The organism is Stenotrophomonas koreensis (assembly GCF_001431525.1).
GTDB classification, from domain to species: Bacteria; Pseudomonadota; Gammaproteobacteria; order Xanthomonadales; family Xanthomonadaceae; genus Stenotrophomonas; species Stenotrophomonas koreensis.
This window is the reverse complement of record NZ_LDJH01000011.1, coordinates 101,614-119,705: the sequence shown is the minus strand read 5'-3', so window position 1 is coordinate 119,705 and position 18,092 is coordinate 101,614. Positions and strand designations below refer to the sequence as shown.

Here is an 18,092-nt window from a genome sequence, read left to right as displayed (position 1 = left end):
CAGGCTCTGTTCCCGATGCAATCGTGCGCGTTTGCCCAACCTACCCGTAACCCTGACCCGCGGCTGCTGGCGTCGACTCCGGGCTATCCGGTATCGTGAATGGATGAATTCACGCCCTGTCGTCACCGACCATTGGGTGGCGCGTACCTTCCGCTACCTTTATCGCATTCCTTGGCTCCTCGTGCATCTGTTTTTGGGGCTTCCGCTGGTGCTGCTGTCCATGTTGCCGGCATGGCGCGACTGGGGCGTTGGCGGCCTGCCGCTGGAGCAGCGTGCCGTGCAGCTGTGGTCGGGTGGGCTGCTGCGTGTCTTTGGCCTGCGGGTGTCGCGGTCGGGTTCCCCGTTGCCCGGTGGCGTGCTGCTGGTGGCCAACCATGTCAGCTGGATCGACATCCAGATGATCCACAGCCAGCAGATGGTCGGCTTCGTTGCCAAGGCCGAGATCGCGCGCTGGCCGGTGGTCGGCTGGCTGGCCGCGCGCGGTCAGACCATCTTCCATCACCGTGGCGATACCCAGTCGCTGGGCGGGGTGATGGATGAAATGGAGCAGCGTCTGCGCCAGCAGCGGCCGGTAGCGGTGTTTCCGGAAGGGCGCACGCGCAGTGGTGACGAGGTCGGGCCGTTCCATGCGCGCATTTTCACTTGTGCGGTACAGGCCCGGGTCCCGGTACAGCCGGTGGCGCTGGTCTATGGTGAGCACGGCCAGGCGCAGACGCAGGTTGCCTTTGCCGAGGGCGAAGGTTTTGTCGGCAATTTCCTGCGCCTGCTCGGTGAACCGGCGCGCAGTGCACAGCTGCATTTCCTGGCCCCGATTGCGCCGGGCGAACTGGCCGGGCGGCGGCAGATTGCCGAGCTGGCACGCGAGCGGATCGTGCAGGCGATGGCGGCCTGAGAAGCGATGATGCAGGCCTATCAGCCGCCGGCGTGGTTGCGCAACGGCCACCTGCAGTCCTACCTGTCCTCCAGCCAGCTGCGCCAGCGGCGCGGCGCAGGCCTGCTGCGCCAGCTCGGGGTGGTGAGCGAGGAACTGCTGCTCGATGGCGGCAACGGGGTGCGCCTGCAGGCCTGGCACAGCCGCCTGCCGCAGGGTTCGCCGCAGGCCCTGGCGCTGCTGCTGCATGGCTGGGAGGGCAGTGCCCGTTCCGGCTACATGCGGATGACTGCCGCGCGGCTGCTGCAGGCCGGGTTTGCAGTGGTGCGGCTGAACTTCCGCGACCACGGTGACACCTTCCACCTCAATCCGGGCCTGTTCCATTCGGCGCGGCTGGACGAGGTGGTCAATGCCACCGCCGACCTGGCCCGGCGTTATCCCGCCTTGCCGCTGGTCGCGGCCGGGTTTTCGCTGGGCGGCAATTTTGCCCTGCGCCTGGCCCTGCAGGCGCCGGCGGCCGGGATACCGTTGCAGCGGGTCGCGGCGGTCTGTCCGGTGCTGGACCCGGGCCAGACGATGGACCAGCTCGAGCGTGGCAGCGGCCTGTATGGCCGCTACTTCCACCGCAAGTGGACTGCCTCGTTGCGGCGCAAGCGCGCGCTGTTTCCCGAGCTGATGGCCCATTGTGATGACCAGGTACTGGCGCAGGACCTGCGCGGGCTGACCACCTGGCTGGCCAGTCGCTATGCCGGTTTTGCCACCGTCCAGGACTATTTCGATGCCTATTCGGTGGCCGGCCCGCGGATCGCGCCACTGCAGGTGCCGGCCTCGGTGCTGATGGCCGCCGATGACCCGGTGATTCCGCTGGCCAGTTTCCAGGACTGGCCGTTGCCGGCGCATTCGCAGCTGCTGATCAGCCGCTGGGGCGGCCACTGCGGCTTCATCGAGAACCTGCATGGCGACGGCTGGGCCGAACACTGGGTGTGCCGGCAGCTGCAACAAATCTGAGCCTGGCATGGCTGCTGGCCGGGCAACGGCGGTGGGGATGGCTACAATGCGCAATTGCCCACTGATTCCTGAACGTCATGCAAGAACAGATCCTCCAGGCCTTCCAGCGCAACGCCAACGATGAGGCTGTTGTTCTGGCCCAGCAGTGGGTCGAGCAATCCCCGGGCCAGGTACAACCGTTGAGCTGGCTGGCCACTGCGCTGCGCCAGCAGGGCCAGGTCGAGGCCGCGCTGGCCGCGCTGGACCAGGCGCTGGGCCTGCAGCCCGACGATGCGGTGCTGCACCTGCAGCGCGCCACCCTGCTGCTGACCGGCCGCCAGTTCGAGCAGGCGCACGCGGCGCTGGAACGCACCACCGAGCTGGACCCGAACCAGCTGGACAGCTACCTGATCCAGGCCCATCTGGCGCTCGCGCAGCGGGATTTCGAGCGCGCGCAGAGCCTGAGCAAGGTGGCTGCACGGCTGGCTCCGGAGCATCCGCAGCTGCTGGCCATCGATGGCATGGTCGCGCTGCATCAAGGCAATGCCGACCAGGCGCTGGCCCTGCTCAACCATGCCGCGCAGCAGCTGCCGGATGACCCGCGCATCCTGTACGGCCTGGGCTTTGCGTTCCTGGCCAAGGAACACCTGGCCTTTGCCGAGCAGACCTTCCGCAAGGTCATCGCCGGCCAGCCCGACAGCCTGCCGCTGATGTCGCTGGTGGCCGACCTGTGCCTGCGCCAGGGCAACAGCGAGGGCGCCGCGCAGATGCTCGAGCAGATGCTCACCGCCCCGCAGGGCAACACCCCGGGGGTACGCCGGCTGGCGGCAATGATCCAGCTGCAGGCCGGGCAGCCGCGAGCGGCCGCCGACCATGCCATTGCCTGCCTGCAGGACGAGGTGCTGGATCCACGTGCACTGCAGGTGGCATTGATGGCCTGGCAGCAACTGGGCGCCGAGGACGAGGCACGGCAAGTGCTCGATGCGCAGCTGGAGGCCCGCTCGCAGGAGCATTCGCTGTGGCTGGCCCGGCTGGCGGTGGAGCCGGTGGGCTCGGAAGCGGCCGCCGCGGTGGCCCAGCGCTGGGTCGAGGCGATGCCGGCACATGTGCCGGCGTGGGAGGTGCGCATGCGCCTGCACGACATGCTTGCCCAGCCGGAACAGGCCGAGGCGGTGGCACGCCGGATCATCGAACTGGAGCCGGGCCGGGTCAGCGCCGAACAGCGCGTGGTCGGCGCCCTGCTGGAGCGCAATGACGCCGATGCGGCGGTGGCGCATGTGCAGGCGATGATCGAGCGCGCCGACGAGGCTGCGCGGCCGACGCTGCGCACCTGGCTGGGCGTGGTCCAGGACGGTGCCCAGCGCCCGGCCGATGCCGTGGCCACCTGGCTGGAAGTACGCCAGGCCGAGGCACCGCAGCGGCTGCCGCTGCCGCCGCAGGCCAAGAGCCCGATGAGCTGGCCGGAGCTGGCCCCCATCAGCGAAGACATGCACGACCGCCCGCTGTTTGTCACCGGCCTGCCCGGTTCGGGCGTGGAGCGGGTAGTCACCGTAATGGGTGCGGCCAGCCCGGTGCTGCGTACCGACCGTTTCGGCAGCAACCCGCCCAATGACCCGTTCCAGCGCTTCGATACCCTGGCCGCGCTGGCCAGTGGCGAGCTGTCCGCCGAGGCACTGGTGCAGCAATGGCGTGATGCATTGCCGGCCCGTGGCGTTGCCAACGGCAACATCATCGACTGGCTGCTGTGGTGGGACAACGGCCTGCTCTGGTCGCTGCGCCAGCACCTGCCACAGGCCCGCCTGCTGGTGGTGCTGCGTGACCCGCGCGACATGCTGCTGGAGTGGCTGGCCTTCGGTTCGTCCGCGCCGTTCGCGCTGAACACCATCACCGAGGCCACCGCATGGCTGCAGCGCGGCCTGGAGCAGCTGGCCAACCTGCACGATCAATCGCTGTATCCGGTGGCGCTGATGCGCATCGATGGTTTCGAGCGCGACCCGCAGGGCCTTGCCCAGCTGCTGCAGCAGGTCTTCAACACCGGCTTCCCGGTGGTCGACCAGCTGCCGCCGCCGCGCCTGCCGTCCGGCCATTGGCGCCAGTACCGCGATGTGCTGGGCGCTGCCTTCAACAACCTGACCCCGGTCGCTGTGCGTCTGGGCTATCCCGAAAATTGAGCACAGGAGGATGTGATGCGACTGACCAGCAGCAGTTTTGACAACGGCCAGCCGCTGCCGGTGGCCCTGGCGGCCGGCAAGGCCGATGGCTTTTCCAGCAACCGCAACCCGCAGCTGGCCTGGGAGCAGGTTCCGGAAGGTACCGCCTCGTTCGTGCTGTTGTGCGTGGATCCGGATGTGCCGACGGTGCCGTCGATGGTCGGTGCCGAAGGGGTCATCATTCCGCAGGAACAGCCACGCTGTGATTTCAGCCACTGGGTGATGGTCGACATTCCTGCCGATGTGCGGGAAATCGCCGAAGGTGCCTGTTCGGACGGCTTTGTCGTCGGCGGCAAGCAGGCACCGGCCGGCCCGGCCGGCGCGCGCCAGGGCATCAATGACTACACCGGCTGGTTTGCCGGCGATGCCACCATGGCCGGCACCTACCGCGGCTACGACGGCGCCTACCCGCCAGCCAACGATGCCCGCGTGCACCGTTATTTCTTCCGCCTGTTCGCGCTGGATATCGCCACGCTGCCGGTGGACGGCGATTTCAGCGCCGCCCAGGTGCAGGCGGCGATGCAGGGCCATGTGCTGGCCGAGGCCGCCATCCATGGCACCTACACGCTGAACCCGGCGCTGTAAGCGCAGGCAATGAAAAAACCGCCGGTGCAGACCGGCGGTTTTTTGTTGCCTGCGCTTATGGCATCGCCTGGGCTCAGGGGCCGACGTTCTCGCTTTCCACCACCAGGTCCAGCACGTAGGCCAGCGAGGAGCCATCGGCCGGCGGGTTGGCCACCGGATAGCGCTTGAGCCGCAGGATGTTGCGGGTGCCGGGCTGGTGCTGGTATCCCTCGATTTCACCGTAGAAAAGACTGAAATCCGCACTGGCAGGCTGCTTGATGCCTTCGGCGCTGTAGTGCACCGGCCGTACCTGCAGGCACTGGGCGTTGGCCATCACGCCGTGGCTGCACGGCTTGCGCTGCGGGGTCACTTCCCAGAACACGGTTTCGCCCGGGCCGCCAAAGCGGGTCTGCGCGGTGGGCTCGCCGCGCCAGCTCAGGGTGGCGCCGTCGGCACTGACCAGCAGCAGCTGCCCCGAATCGATCGCCTTGACCTGCAACGGCTTGCTGAACTGGGCGGCGATGGCCTGGTCGGCGGCCATCAGCGCCGGTTCGCAGGCGCGTTCGGTGGCGGCCAGCGGGCCGATGACCAGGGTCTGCTGCTCGAGCCGGTAGCTGCCATTGTGCTGGTTGCAGCCGCCGGAAATGTGGATCCGGCCCTCGGCAAAGTCCAGCTGCAACGGCACGTCTTCATTCGGGAACAGCACATCGATCGGCTGGTTGCCGGCATCGGTTGCCGAGGTCAGCAGCCAGTGGTTGGCACCCAGCTGGCTGGCATCGACGGTCAAACCCGTGGATTCAGCCGGGGACACGGACGTCTGGCTGTCCACGGCCTGGCTGGCCGGGGTCGGCGTTGATGGGGCGCAGGCAGTCAACAGCGCCAGCGGCAGGGTCAACAGGGCGGCTCGCAACACAACAACCTCCAACAATCCAAGTGAATGGGGGGCGGGAAGGCCGCAGACTCAGCTGCCGGCCGGCAGCAGCAGCAACAGGCCGATACCGAGCGCGATCCGGTACCAGGCAAAGCCATTGAAACTGTGGTTCTTGATGTAGCCCAGCAGCCATTTGACCACGACAAAGCCGGTCAGCGCCGAGGCGACAAAGGCCAGTGCGACTTCTGCCCAGGCCTCGTTGCCGAGCTGGCCCTCGCTGGCCATTTCCAGCAACGCGTAGCCACTGGCGGCGAACATGGTCGGGATGCCGACCAGGAACACGAACTCGGCCGCGGCCGCGCGCCGGCTAAGGCCCAGGAACATGGCCAGGAAGATCGCTGCGGCCGAACGCGAGGTGCCCGGGAAGACCCCGGCCACCACTTGGGCCAGGCCGACGCCGACGGCGACCGTCCAGGTCACCGTGGTACGGTCCGGCAGCAGGCTGGCGCGCTTTTCGGCCAGCAGCATCCACAGCCCGCCGATGATCAGGGCGATCGCCACCGGGGTCACCGTTTCCGGCAGTTCCCAGCCGAGCAGGCGTACCGGCAGCCCGACCAGGGCGGTGACCAGGAAGGCGGTGCCCAGCTTGAGCACGTAATCGCGGTTGTCGGCCTGGCCCAGGCCGGTGGCCAGGCTCCACAGGCGCTGGCGCAGCACCAGCACCACCGCGACGATCGCGCCGGCCTGGATGACGATGTTGAAAAAGTCCGAGCGGCTGCCCAGCCAGTGCTGGGCGATCAGCAGGTGGCCGGTGGAGGACACCGGCAGGAATTCGGTGAGGCCTTCGATGATGCCCAGCAGCAGGGCGCTAAACAGGTCGGACATGGGCAGTGGGCAGCGCTGGAGCAGGAAGGGCGGAAAACGCGTTCAGTTTGCACCCATGCGGTGCGTTGCAGCAAGGATGCACCTTTTTGGTGCACAGCCAAGGGGCGCGGCCTTCCTGCATGTTTTTATTTCCCTATTAAAACAATGGCTTGCAGAAAAATCAAAAGTTGGCACGTGGTTTGCTATACCTGATCTACGAATCCACCCCGCCGAGGTTGTAACGATGTCCGTTGAAAACGTTGAGAAGCTGATCAAGGAAAACCAGATCGAGTTCGTCGACCTGCGCTTTGTCGACATGCGTGGTGTGGAACAGCACGTCACCTTCCCGGTTTCGATCATCGAGCCGAGCCTGTTCGAGGAAGGCAAGATGTTCGACGGCAGCTCGATTGCCGGCTGGAAGGGCATCAACGATTCGGACATGGTGCTGATGCCCGATACCGAGTCGGCCTACGTCGATCCGTTCTATGCCGACCCGACCCTGGTGATCAGCTGCGACATCCTCGACCCGGCCACGATGCAGCCGTACAACCGCTGCCCGCGCGGCATCGCCAAGCGCGCCGAGGCCTTCCTGAAGTCCTCCGGCATCGCTGACCTGGCCTTCTTCGGCCCGGAACCGGAATTCTTCATCTTCGATTCGGTGCGTTACGCCAACGAGATGGGCAACACCTTCTTCAAGATCAATTCCGAGGAAGCGGCCTGGGGCACCGGCGACAAGATGGGCGGCGCCAACTCCGGCTATCGCCCGACGGTGAAGGGTGGCTACTTCCCGGTGCCGCCGACCGATTCGCTGCACGACATCCGCGCCGAGATGTGCAAGACCCTGGCTGCGGTCGGCATCGAAGTGGAAGTGCACCACCACGAGGTGGCCAACGCCGGCCAGTGCGAGATCGGCGCCAAGTTCAACACCCTGGTCAAGAAGGCCGACGAGCTGCTGCGCCTGAAGCACGTGGTCAAGAACGTGGCCCACCGCAACGGCAAGACCGCCACCTTCATGCCCAAGCCGATCGTCGGTGACAACGGCAGCGGCATGCATGTGCACCAGAGCCTGGCAAAGGACGGCAAGAACCTGTTCTCCGGCGACGGCTACGGTGGCCTGAGCCAGACCGCGCTGTGGTACATCGGCGGCATCTTCAAGCACGCCAAGGCGATCAACGCCTTCGCCAACGCCGGCACCAACTCCTACAAGCGTCTGGTCCCGGGCTTTGAAGCCCCGGTGATGCTGGCCTACTCGGCCTCCAACCGTTCGGCCTCCTGCCGCATCCCGTTCGTGGCCAACCCGAAGGCCCGTCGCATCGAGATGCGCTTCCCCGATCCGATCCAGTCCGGCTACCTGACCTTCACCGCGCTGATGATGGCCGGCCTGGACGGCATCCGTAACCAGATCGACCCGGGCGCACCGAGCGACAAGGACTTGTACGACCTGCCGCCGGAAGAAGAGAAGCTGATCCCGCAGGTCTGCTCCTCGCTGGACCAGGCGCTGGAAGCGCTGGACAAGGACCGCGAGTTCCTCAAGGCCGGTGGCGTGATGAGCGACGACTTCATCGACGGCTACATCGCCCTGAAGATGAAGGAAGTGACCTCCTTCCGTGCCGCCACCCACCCGCTGGAATACCAGCTGTACTACGCGATCTGATTGTTGATCGCGGCAACCCATCCCGGCCGGAGGTTCCTCCCCCCGCCGGCCAGGATGTTGCCGTTGCCCCGGTTGGGGAGCCGGGGCAGGGGCTTGCAGCAGTGCCATCCCTTGTGGGTGCAGCCGTTATCCGGACGTGTCTTCCGCATCAGCGGGAGGTGGCGTTGACGGCGCGCAAGCACGCGCCGTGATGCACACACAGCACTTTTCGATGTACCGCCTGCGCCGTTGTTGCGCAGTGCGGCCAGCCAGGCGTGGCCGGCAAGGCCATTGCCTCGACCTCCACCATCGGGATACCTGCATGAAACTGATCACCGCCATCATCCGGCCGTTCAAGCTCGACGAGGTCCGCGAGGCCCTTGCCGAGGTGGGCGTGACCGGCATCACCGTGACCGAGGTCAAGGGCTTTGGCCGGCAGAAGGGCCACACCGAGCTGTACCGCGGTGCCGAGTACGTGGTGGATTTCCTGCCCAAGATCAAGCTGGAAACCGTCGTAGCCGAAGCCTCGCTGGAGGCGGTGATCGAGGCGATCCAGCAGGCCGCCGGCACCGGCAAGATCGGTGACGGCAAGATCTTTGTCGCCACGGTTGACCAGGTCATCCGTATCCGTACCGGCGAAATCGGCGTCGACGCGCTCTAACCTCCCACGGAGCTACCCCATGAAGACTGTTCGTCCTGCCGGGCTGATGCCGCGGCACGCTGCGCTGTTGCTGTTTTTCACCGTCCTGCTGGCGCTGCTGGCCGGGCCGCTGGCATTTGCACAGTCACCGGCCGAAGTGATTCCGCTGCCCGACCCGGAAGTCAGCGTCGCTGCGCTGGAGCCGACAGCGGCCGAGCCGGCCGCGGTTGCCGGGCCGGCTGCCGCCGCCTATGACCACGGTGACGTGGCCTGGATGCTGACCTCGACCCTGCTGGTGCTGCTGATGGTGGTGCCGGGCCTGGCGCTGTTCTACGGCGGCATGGTGCGCAGCAAGAACGTGCTGTCGGTGCTGATGCAGGTGCTGGTGGTGTATTCGGTGGTGGTGCTGGTCTGGGTGGCTTACGGCTACAGCGCGGCCTTCAGTGCCGGCAATGCCTTCTTCGGCTCGTTCAGCGAGCGTGCCTTCCTGCGCGGCATCACCGCCGATTCGGTGGCCAACGGCCTGCCTGAATTCCTGTTTGTCGCCTTCCAGTCCACCTTTGCCGGCATCACCACCGCGCTGGTGATCGGCTCGTTCGCCGAACGCATCAAGTTCAAGGTGGTGATGTTCTTCGCCATCGCCTGGGTCACCCTGGCCTACCTGCCGATGGTGCACATGGTGTGGAGCGGCGCCGAGGGTTTTCTGGCGCACAAGGGCGTGATCGACTTTGCCGGCGGCACCGTGGTCCACATCAATGCCGGCGTGGCCGGCCTGGTCGGCGCCTGGCTGCTGGGCCCGCGGCTGGGTTATGGCCGTGAGGCGATGAAGCCGCACAGCGTGCCGTTCACCTTCATCGGTGCCGCGCTGCTGTGGGTGGGCTGGTTCGGCTTCAATGCCGGTTCGGCGCTGGCGGCCAACGGCGCCGCCTCGCTGGCGATGCTCAACACCATGGTGGCCACCGCCGCCGGTGTGGTTGGCTGGACCGTGATCGAAGCCATCAGCAAGGGCAAGCCCTCGGCACTGGGTGGCGCTTCCGGCGCGATTGCCGGCCTGGTCGGCATCACTCCGGCCGCCGGTACGGTGGGCCCGATGGGGGCGATCGTGATCGGTGTGCTGGCCGGTGCGGTCTGCGTGTGGGCGGTCAATGGCCTCAAGCGCCTGCTGCGCGCCGATGACAGCCTGGACGTGTTCGGCGTGCATGGCGTGGGCGGCATCATCGGTGCGTTGCTCACCGGTGTGTTCAGTGATGCCTCGCTCGGCGGCACCGGGCTGGAGGGCAGCATCGGCGCGCAGGTCTGGGTGCAGCTGGTCTCGGTGGTATTCACCGTGGTCTGGTGCGCGGTGGCTACCGCGTTGATCCTGCTGCTGGCCCGGGTGCTGTTCGGCGGCCTGCGCGTGGACAGCGAGGCCGAGCGCCAGGGCCTGGACATCTCCAGCCACGGCGAGCGCGCCTACGAGGGCTGATGGTTGCAACGGTCACGGGCGCCGGCTGGCGCCCGTGACTTCGGTAACTTGTGGGCCCCGCCGTTGACGGTTGCAATGCCCGGATGAAAACAAACCTGCTGCTGCCCCTGGCGCTGGTCGCCGCCCTGAGCGCCTGCTCTCCGCAGGTGGTGCGTAACCCGCTGGCGAGCTGGCACCCATCGCCCAACCACAATGAACGCGGGCCGGTGGTGATCGTGCTGCACCACACCGACCAGGATTCGGTGGAGGAAAGCCTGCACACGCTGAGCACGGCCAACAGCGGTGGCAAGGTCAGCTCGCACTACCTGCTCGGCAAGGACGGCCACCTGTACCAATTGGTGGAGGACAGCCGCCGCGCCTGGCATGCCGGCCCGGGCCGCTGGGGCCCGCTGGGGGATCTGAACTCGACCTCGATCGGGATCGAAATCGACAACGATGGTGACAGCCCGTTCCCGCCGGCCCAGATCCAGGCATTGATCGTGCTGCTGGAGGACCTGAGCACACGGCTGAACATCCCGCGCCATGCGGTCATCGCCCATGCCGACCTGGCACCGATGCGCAAGCAGGACCCGAACCGTTTCTTCCCGTGGCAGACCCTGGCCGAGGCCGGCTTTGGCCTGTGGCCCAAGGCCGAGCATGGCCCGGCCCCGGAAGGGTTTGATCCGCTGCTGGCCCTGCGTGCGTTTGGTTATCCGGTCGATGCCGGCAAGCCGGAGGCGGCCATTACCGCCTTCCATCGCCGCTTCCGCGGTGATGACCAGCTGCCGCCGGTGCTGGATGCGGAGGATGCGCGCATCCTGCACTCGTTGCTGCAGCAGCTGCCTTGAGCAGACCAGGGCGCTGCCGGCTGCGCGGGCTTTGCACTATATTGGTGCAATGACTGCCAGTGACGCCCCACCGGATCTTGAACAGTTGGCCACGCCCCTGGCCTGGGCCGGGCCGGATGGCAACGTGCGCGGGGTCAACCCGGCCTTCGTGCGCTGGCTGGGGGTCAGTGCCCGGCGGCTGATCGGGTTGCCGTTGTCGGCGTTGGAAGCCCAGGGCCAGGTGCTGGCGCACTTCATGGCGCGCGACCAGGCCGATCTGTTGCGGCTGGACCGGCTGGCGCTGGCCCTGCCCGGCGAGAGCGTGCAGTTTGCCCAGGGCTGGCTCGGGCGCAGCGATGATGGCCGCTGGCTGCTGGAGCTGCATCCGGTTGATGAGTTTGCCGTGGCCGACCCGGTGCAGGCCCTGCCCAGTGCGTTGAATGCCGCGCTCAAGGGCCTGGCGCACGAGCTGCGCAACCCGCTGGCCGGGCTCAAGGGCGCGGCGCAACTGCTGGCCCGGCGCAGCGCCGGGCGTGACCCGGAAGAGGGCGAGCTGATCGCGCTGATCAGCAGCGAGATCGAGCGGTTGAACAACCTGCTTGAACAGCTGCTCTCGCCGCAGCCGCCGCAGCCGCCGGCGCGGCTCAACATCCATGCAGTGCTGGAACGGGTGCTGCGCCTGGCCGAAAGTGAAGCCGGCTGGGCGGTGCGCCTGCAGCGCGACTATGACCCGTCGATTCCCGAATTCACCGGCGATGCCGACCGCCTGACCCAGGCGATCTGGAACCTGGTGCGCAATGCGATGCAGGCCGGCAGCAGCACGGTGACCCTGCGCACCCGGGTCGACCACGGTGCGCGCATCGCCGAGATGATCCACCCACTGGTGCTGCGGCTGGAAATTGCCGATGACGGCCGTGGCGTGCCGGAAGACCTGGCCGAACATATCTTCCTGCCGCTGGTCAGTGGCCGTGCCGAGGGCACGGGCCTGGGGCTGGCGCTGGCACAGCAGGTGGCGCGCGAACACCGCGGCTCGCTGGGCTACCGCTCGCGCCCCGGGCATACCGTGTTCACCCTGTTGCTGCCCTTGCTGGACGACGTTGCGGAGGTGCCATGACCACTGTTGATGCTGCAGCCGTGATCTGGGTCGTCGATGACGACCGCTCGGTGCGCTTCGTACTGGCCACCGCGTTGCGCCAGGCCGGCTGGAAGGTAGCGGTGTTCGACAGCGCCGATGCGGTGCTGGCGGCGCTGGCCGCTGGCCAGGTGCCGGCCCTGCTGTTCACCGATGTGCGCATGCCCGGGCAATCCGGCCTGGCCCTGCTGGAGCGGCTCAAGGCCGAGCATCCGCAGCTGCCGGTGATCGTGATGAGCGCCTACACCGACGTGGCCAGCACTGCCGGGGCGTTTCGTGGCGGCGCGCATGAGTTCCTGTCCAAGCCGTTCGACCTGGACGAGGCGGTGGCGCTGGCGCGGCGCGCCTTGCCGACCCTGCAGGAGCCGCCGTTGCCGGCTGCTGCGGCCACTCCCGCCGCGGTCTCGGTGGACGGCCCACCGCAGCTGATCGGCGATACCGAGCCGATGCGCGCGCTGTTCCGGGCCATCGGCCGGCTGGCGCAGGCGCCGCTGAGCGTGCTGATCCATGGCGAAACCGGCACCGGCAAGGAGCTGGTGGCCAATGCCCTGCACCGCGAATCGCCACGCGCACACGGTCCGTTCGTGGCGCTCAATACCGCCGCGATTCCGGCCGAGCTGCTGGAAAGCGAGCTGTTCGGGCACGAGGCCGGCGCGTTCACCGGGGCCAACAAGCGCCATATCGGCCGCTTTGAACAGGCCGATGGCGGCACCCTGTTCCTGGATGAAATCGGCGACATGCCGGCCTCGCTGCAGACCCGCCTGCTGCGGGTGCTGGCCCAGGGCGAATTCTTCCGGGTCGGTGGCCGTGAGCTGATCCACGTCGATGTGCGCGTGGTCGCCGCCACCCATCAGGATCTGGAGGCACTGGTCGAGCAGGGGCGTTTCCGTGCCGACCTGCTGCACCGGCTGGACGTGGTGCGGCTGCGGATGCCACCGCTGCGCGACCGCCGGGCCGATATCGCGGTACTGGCGGAGAACTTCCTGGCACGCGCGGCTCAGCGGCTGGAAATGCCCCTGAAGCGGCTCAGCGCCCCGGCACTGGCGGCGTTGTCGGCGCATGACTGGCCGGGCAATGTGCGCGAGCTGGAAAACGTCTGCTGGCGGCTGGCGGCGCTGGCGGTGGCCGACACCATCGATGCGGCCGATGTCCAGGCCGCGCTGGCGCGTGGTGGCCGCCTGGCCGGGCCGGCGCTGGCCGGCAGCGGCATGGACTGGGAGGCGCCATTGGCCGCCTGGGCCAGGCAGCAGCTGCATGCCGGGGTGGCCGATGTGCACGCGCAGGCACGGCAACGGCTGGATACCACCCTGCTGGAAGTGGCGCTGGAACTGACCGGCGGCCGGCGCGCCGAAGCGGCCAGCCGGCTCGGGGTAGGGCGCAATACCCTGACCCGCAAGCTCGGTGCCAGCCGTCACCGGGGCTAGGCGTGTTTGCTCTACCATTGCCGCGCACGATGTTTTGACGGAGGCAGGCGCATGCGGGTTGATTGGTTGGCGGTAGTGGCGATGGCAGGCCTGGCCGCGTGTTCAAGCGCACCGGTACCCAGGCCCGAAGCGCCGCCGGCACCGGTACTGGCGCAGGTGGGCACGGTGATGCAGGCCGAGGCGGCGCTGGCACCGGCGTCGGCCAGCCTGGTCAGTGGCCGTCTGGAACTGGCCAGCCAGCCCGGTGGCGTGCGCATCACCGGCACCCTCGGCGGCCTGCGTGCCCACCAGCTCGCCGCCTTCCATGTGCACGAGCGTGGCGATTGCACGGCGGTGGATGCCAGCAGTGCCGGTGGCCACTTCAATCCGCTCGGACAGGCCCATGGCCGTGCCGGCCAGGGCGGCCATCACCTGGGTGACATGGACAACCTGCAGGCCGATGCCGGCGGGCGGGTAGCGGTGGATGTGTACCTGGCCGGGGTCGTGCTTGGTGGCGGTGCCGGCAATGACATCCTTGGCCGTGCCCTGGTGGTGCATGGCCAGGGCGATGATTACCGCAGCCAACCGGCAGGCAATGCCGGGGTGCGGGTAGCTTGTGGCGTGATTCGTAGCAGATCCTGACTTTCTGGAGGAATACCCATGCGTAGCGTAGTGAGTGCGGCCGTGTTGAGCGTGTTGCTGGTTGGCTGCAACCAGGCCGGACAATCCCCGGCGGCCCCGGCCGAGCCGGCACCAGCGGCTGACAATCCCGCGCCGGCGGCAGCGCCGGTCAATACCGCACCCAACGATGGCCCGGGGCAGGCGGTTGCGGCGGCCGAGTTGCTGCCGACGGCCGGCAACCAGGTCAGCGGCCGGCTGCAGTTCTACCGCGAGGGCGGGCAGCTGCGCGTGCGTGGCACCATCAGCGGCCTGAAGCCCAACAGCGAACATGGCTTCCATGTCCATGAAACCGGTGATTGCGCTGCGCCCGATGGCAGCAGTGCCGGCGGCCATTTCAATCCGGACGCGGTGGCCCATGGCGCGCACGATGCCCCGGTCCACCACACCGGCGACATGCCGAACATGCGGGCCGACGCCCAGGGCGTTGCCACGGTCGATGGCCTGCTCGCGCGCGAGGCCACCCTGGGCGATGGCAGCAGCCACGACATCCTCGGTCGTGGCCTGATCATCCATGCCGACCCGGATGACTATGTCAGCCAGCCGACCGGCAATGCCGGTGCCCGCCTGGCCTGCGGGGTGATCGGCAGCGCGCAGTAACGCCGACAGGCAACCGCGTTACAACCTGTGAGCAAACCACGATGCCGGCCCTGTGCCGGCATCGTGCGTTGAGGGGCAAACGTAAGAGGACAGGACCGGTTTGGCAGTTCGCCGCCTCTGGTGTGTTCTGACAAGTTGTTGCAACGCGTGGAAAACACCGGGGCATTGCGATGGCGACAACCATTGCTGTCCTGCCCGCCCGTGTTGGCGGCAGGTCAGGGAATGGAACAGTCACAAGGAGACGCAATGGAGGTTCATGACCCGATGACGAAGTGCGAATGCGCTGCAACGCCCACACCGGGCGAGCTGTGGTTTGCCACCCGGAAAAGCCGTGCTGAGCCGGCGGTGGGAAATCTGGGGTCAAGCACGCTGTGCGTGCTGGCCTGGGCCCTGGCGCTGCTGGGTGAAGCCTGCCGGCAGTGTGCGCTGCAGCAGCCGGCATCACCCGGCGATGGCCCGCGCCGGCAACGCCAAGAGGTACTGCAACGGGCGATTGCCTGGATTGAAGAAAATGCCAGCAGCGAAAACCTGTCCGTCGAACAGATGGCCGATGCACTGCATATGTCGCGTTCCAGCCTGCACCGGAAAATCGTCGACCAGGCCGGTTGCTCGCCGGGGGAGTTGATCCGCCAGATACGCATGCAGCTGGGCAAGCAGTTGTTGCTGGCCGGCAGCGACAATGTTTCCGAAGTGGCCTATTCGGTCGGTTATTCCAGCCTGTCCAGTTTCAGCCGCGCCTACCGGCAGTACTACGGCATTGCACCGTCAGCGGAATACCTTCCGGCTACCCGCATGCGACCTGCAACGGTGGGCCAAGCAACTGCAACCGGCTGGAAAAGCCTGGATTTGCGCCTGTAGCAGACTGATCGGCATCCGGGCTGTTAGAGCCATTGAGGGGGGCAGATGGTCGCAGCAACAGCAATCACTTTGAGCCAGCTGGTGCAGTCGCTGGCAACGGCGGTGGTGCAGGCGCAGCAGCAGGTCGAAGACCATCAAGTGGCGGGCCTGGATCGTTATTTCGATCCCGACGGCCGGCCGCACAGCCTGACCATCCGCACCCGTTCGCTACGCCCCGATGCCGCTGCCGATGCCGAGGACTGGTACAGCGCACCGTTGCTGCCGCTGCTGCCCAACAGCCAGTTGCGGATCAAGAATGCACATCTGGAACTGCGTGCGGAACTGGCTGACCTGGGCAACAAGGCCACCGCACAGCCTGGCGATGCGCAGGGCAGCGGTGCCGCTGCCGCGGTGCCGGAGCTGGCACTGGTGCTGGCCAACAACAGCAACGAAGGCAGCGTGCGGATCCGTCTGGAGCTGGAAGCCGTGGAGGCCGGCGATGGCCGTTCCCGGCTTCTGGATCACCTCGCCAAGACCCAGGGTTTCATCGACAGGTGATCCCGGGTGCTGCCTGCAGTGTGCAGGTGGTCGCCGCCGTAAATAAGGAGAGTTGCAATGGCTAATGCCGCAAGTGTTGTTGACCAGTTCAAGGGCCTGCCGATGGAAACACTGATCGGTGCCCCGCTCAAGGCGGCCTGTGATTCACAGGTACAGCTGGCCCAGGCCACCGCTGACTTCATCAAGCAGGTGGGGCAGCTGGAGGATGGCAAGGCACGCATGAGCGAATTCAAGTACAAGCGTCCGACCTACGATGCCAACGGCATCCAGAGTGGCAGCGAAGAAGTGTCGCTGGAGGTGCCGATGCTGGCCGTGGTGAAGGTTCCCAGCCTGGGGATCACCTCGTTGGACATCACCTTTGACATGGAGGTGAAGTCCTCGTTTGCCGAGAAGAGCAACACCCAGGCCTCGGCCACTGCGAACGCGTCGTGGAGCGGCTGGGGCGCGAAGGTGAGCATCCAGGGCTCGGTCAGCACGGCCCGCGAAAACACCCGCAGCAGCGACAACTCGGCCAAATACCATGTGCAGCTGCATGCCGAGGACCGTGGCCTTCCCGAAGGCCTGGCGCGGGTGCTGGATATCCTGCAGGCCTCGATCTCGACCCCGCTACCGGTAACGCCGTAAGCACGGCCCGGCGTGCGATCACCCAGCGGCCAGGGGTGATCGCAACGGCGCGCGGGTGCAGGAGGACAGAGCATGGTTGACCTGAGTGACGTGCGTTACATCAAGCGGATCGTGATTGGCAGCAGCAATCCGTCACGGATGCAGACCGAGCAGGAGCTGGCGCAGAGCCAGGCACTGCTCAACCGCTGCCTCAACGAATCGCCACGCGGCTCGATTGTCGGTATCGAGCGCAGTTTTACCCTGCTCCAGCTCGGTGAGCACCAGGTGGTGATGCAGTGGCTGTGCTACCACGTTGGTTTTGCGCGGCGTCCGGTGTGGCTGCAGGAGCAGCCGTGATGCACGATCTGGATCAGCTCGCGCAGGGGGTGGTGGATGCGCTGGTTGGTGCCCACCGCAGCTGCCGGCAGCTGCACAGCCAGCAGCTGTGCCGCCAACTGGGGATCGGTGCCAGCGTGTCGGTCACCACCCTGCGCGATGGCCAGTGGCAGACCCGGCAGCAGGCGCTGCGTGGCTTGATCAACCGCCATGGGATACAGCCGCGCCGCCTGCAGTTGCAGCTGCGTTGCCGGGTGCAGGATGCCGGAACCGATCACCAGGGCCAGCCGCGGTTGTGGCTGGAGCTGGACCGGCGGGCGGCGACGCACCAGCTGCTGATCCAGGCCGATATCGATATCTGCTGCCGGCTGCGGATGTGGTTTGACCACTGCCTGCTGCGGGATGTCTCCATCGCGCTGGAGGAGGACTGAGATGGCATGGCCGTGGCAGCAAGCGCGCTGCAGGATCGCGCTGGACCCGGAAACCACCCGCCTGCTGTGGCCGCTGGTGGCGGCCGAACTGGCCCATCGCCGCCGTCGGCAGCGGCAACGCCGTGCGCTGCTGGCTGCCGCCGGGTTGCTGCTGTTGATGGTGTTGTCCCTTGCCGCCTGGCAGGCTTTTTCAATCACCCTGGGAGGGTTATGAAAACACTCAATTGGATTGTGGCCTCATCGCTGTTGTCAGTGGCCGTGTGCCTGCCGGCACGGGCGCAGTCGAGCCCGGCGTTGATGCTGGTCGAGCAGCAGCAGCTGGAGGTGGTGGTCCATCGTGGCCAGGCCGCCATCGATCATGTCCGCGCCCATGCCGGGCGTTCGCTCTGGCTGGATGTCAACGACCTGGCCCTGCGCCTGAACCAGGCCCAGTGCACGGTGATCGGGCGCTATGTCGAAAATGGCCAGTACCAGGTCCAGCCGCTGAAGTTCAGTGGTTTGTGCAATCAGCTCGACCGGCTGACGGTGATTGACGCCAACGTGTTGCAGGCCACGCTGCGGCCTTGACCGGCCACCGCCGGCGGCAGTCATCCGGGGCCCGGC

The 18,092-nt window shown here is 67.0% G+C and carries 21 protein-coding genes; 19 read left to right on the top strand and 2 right to left on the bottom strand.

The features are described 5' to 3' along the window. The first annotated feature begins 103 nt into the window (after window positions 1-103). From ABB25_RS06805 to ABB25_RS06790, 4 genes are all read left to right on the top strand, one after another. Window positions 104-892, top strand: a complete 789-nt coding sequence (locus ABB25_RS06805) for a lysophospholipid acyltransferase family protein (protein ID WP_057665252.1) — start codon at window positions 104-106, stop codon at window positions 890-892. Window positions 893-901: 9 nt separating this feature from the next. Beyond that, window positions 902-1,879 carry a YheT family hydrolase gene (locus tag ABB25_RS06800; RefSeq protein WP_057665367.1) on the top strand — a complete coding sequence of 326 codons (978 nt, stop codon included), beginning with the start codon at window positions 902-904 and terminating at the stop codon, window positions 1,877-1,879. 77 nt (window positions 1,880-1,956) lie between these two features. Beyond that, a complete protein-coding gene (locus tag ABB25_RS06795) occupies window positions 1,957-4,029 on the top strand; it encodes a tetratricopeptide repeat protein (protein ID WP_057665250.1) in 2,073 nt (690 codons plus the stop codon). Between the two features lie 15 nt (window positions 4,030-4,044). After that, window positions 4,045-4,653: a YbhB/YbcL family Raf kinase inhibitor-like protein gene (locus ABB25_RS06790; RefSeq protein WP_057665249.1), complete on the top strand. Its 609-nt coding sequence runs from the start codon at window positions 4,045-4,047 to the stop codon at window positions 4,651-4,653. 73 nt (window positions 4,654-4,726) lie between these two features. Here ABB25_RS06790 and ABB25_RS06785 read toward each other — a convergent pair whose 3' ends face one another. After that, window positions 4,727-5,545 carry an META and DUF4377 domain-containing protein gene (locus ABB25_RS06785; RefSeq protein WP_244477767.1) on the bottom strand — a complete coding sequence of 273 codons (819 nt, stop codon included), beginning with the start codon at window positions 5,543-5,545 and terminating at the stop codon, window positions 4,727-4,729. A gap of 48 nt (window positions 5,546-5,593) precedes the next feature. Further along, the gene (locus tag ABB25_RS06780) at window positions 5,594-6,388 is read right to left on the bottom strand and encodes an undecaprenyl-diphosphate phosphatase (RefSeq protein ID WP_057665247.1); all 795 of its coding nucleotides are present in this window, start codon (window positions 6,386-6,388) and stop codon (window positions 5,594-5,596) included. 223 nt (window positions 6,389-6,611) lie between these two features. On the opposite strand from ABB25_RS06780, the gene glnA reads away from it, so the two are divergent. The 15 genes from glnA (at window position 6,612) to ABB25_RS06705 (ending at window position 18,056) form a co-directional block, all read left to right on the top strand. After that, window positions 6,612-8,021, top strand: a complete 1,410-nt coding sequence (gene glnA, locus ABB25_RS06775) for a type I glutamate--ammonia ligase (protein WP_057665245.1) — start codon at window positions 6,612-6,614, stop codon at window positions 8,019-8,021. 301 nt (window positions 8,022-8,322) lie between these two features. Further along, complete coding sequence (locus tag ABB25_RS06770; protein ID WP_057665243.1) at window positions 8,323-8,661, top strand: P-II family nitrogen regulator; 339 nt, start codon at window positions 8,323-8,325, stop codon at window positions 8,659-8,661. 19 nt (window positions 8,662-8,680) lie between these two features. Then, a complete protein-coding gene (locus tag ABB25_RS06765) occupies window positions 8,681-10,105 on the top strand; it encodes an ammonium transporter (protein WP_083488158.1) in 1,425 nt (474 codons plus the stop codon). Between the two features lie 83 nt (window positions 10,106-10,188). Then, window positions 10,189-10,932, top strand: a complete 744-nt coding sequence (locus ABB25_RS06760) for an N-acetylmuramoyl-L-alanine amidase (RefSeq protein WP_057665238.1) — start codon at window positions 10,189-10,191, stop codon at window positions 10,930-10,932. A 49-nt stretch (window positions 10,933-10,981) separates the two neighbouring features. Next, window positions 10,982-12,025, top strand: coding sequence for a two-component system sensor histidine kinase NtrB (locus ABB25_RS06755; protein ID WP_057665236.1), 1,044 nt, complete (start codon window positions 10,982-10,984; stop codon window positions 12,023-12,025). Then, window positions 12,022-13,467 carry a nitrogen regulation protein NR(I) gene (ntrC, locus tag ABB25_RS06750; protein ID WP_057665235.1) on the top strand — a complete coding sequence of 482 codons (1,446 nt, stop codon included), beginning with the start codon at window positions 12,022-12,024 and terminating at the stop codon, window positions 13,465-13,467. Before ABB25_RS06755 ends, ntrC begins: the two co-directional genes overlap by 4 nt. A gap of 51 nt (window positions 13,468-13,518) precedes the next feature. After that, the gene (locus ABB25_RS06745; protein ID WP_057665233.1) at window positions 13,519-14,088 is read left to right on the top strand and encodes a superoxide dismutase family protein; all 570 of its coding nucleotides are present in this window, start codon (window positions 13,519-13,521) and stop codon (window positions 14,086-14,088) included. A gap of 12 nt (window positions 14,089-14,100) precedes the next feature. Next, window positions 14,101-14,724: a superoxide dismutase family protein gene (locus tag ABB25_RS06740; protein WP_425477313.1), complete on the top strand. Its 624-nt coding sequence runs from the start codon at window positions 14,101-14,103 to the stop codon at window positions 14,722-14,724. A gap of 246 nt (window positions 14,725-14,970) precedes the next feature. Continuing rightward, window positions 14,971-15,582 (top strand): helix-turn-helix transcriptional regulator, encoded by a 612-nt coding sequence (locus ABB25_RS06735; protein ID WP_160319418.1) that lies wholly within the window; start codon window positions 14,971-14,973, stop codon window positions 15,580-15,582. Window positions 15,583-15,651: 69 nt separating this feature from the next. Beyond that, entirely contained in the window at window positions 15,652-16,119 is a 468-nt protein-coding gene (locus tag ABB25_RS06730) for a DUF2589 domain-containing protein (RefSeq protein ID WP_057665227.1), read from the top strand. A gap of 57 nt (window positions 16,120-16,176) precedes the next feature. Next, entirely contained in the window at window positions 16,177-16,743 is a 567-nt protein-coding gene (locus tag ABB25_RS06725) for a DUF2589 domain-containing protein (RefSeq protein ID WP_057665223.1), read from the top strand. 72 nt (window positions 16,744-16,815) lie between these two features. Beyond that, a complete protein-coding gene (locus tag ABB25_RS06720) occupies window positions 16,816-17,079 on the top strand; it encodes a hypothetical protein (RefSeq protein ID WP_057665221.1) in 264 nt (87 codons plus the stop codon). Then, entirely contained in the window at window positions 17,079-17,489 is a 411-nt protein-coding gene (locus tag ABB25_RS06715) for a hypothetical protein (RefSeq protein WP_057665220.1), read from the top strand. The genes ABB25_RS06720 and ABB25_RS06715 overlap by 1 nt, the downstream gene beginning before the upstream one ends. Before the next feature lies 1 nt (window position 17,490). Continuing rightward, window positions 17,491-17,703 carry a hypothetical protein gene (locus ABB25_RS06710; RefSeq protein ID WP_057665218.1) on the top strand — a complete coding sequence of 71 codons (213 nt, stop codon included), beginning with the start codon at window positions 17,491-17,493 and terminating at the stop codon, window positions 17,701-17,703. After that, window positions 17,700-18,056 (top strand): hypothetical protein, encoded by a 357-nt coding sequence (locus ABB25_RS06705; protein WP_057665216.1) that lies wholly within the window; start codon window positions 17,700-17,702, stop codon window positions 18,054-18,056. The genes ABB25_RS06710 and ABB25_RS06705 overlap by 4 nt, the downstream gene beginning before the upstream one ends. Window positions 18,057-18,092 lie beyond the last annotated feature (36 nt).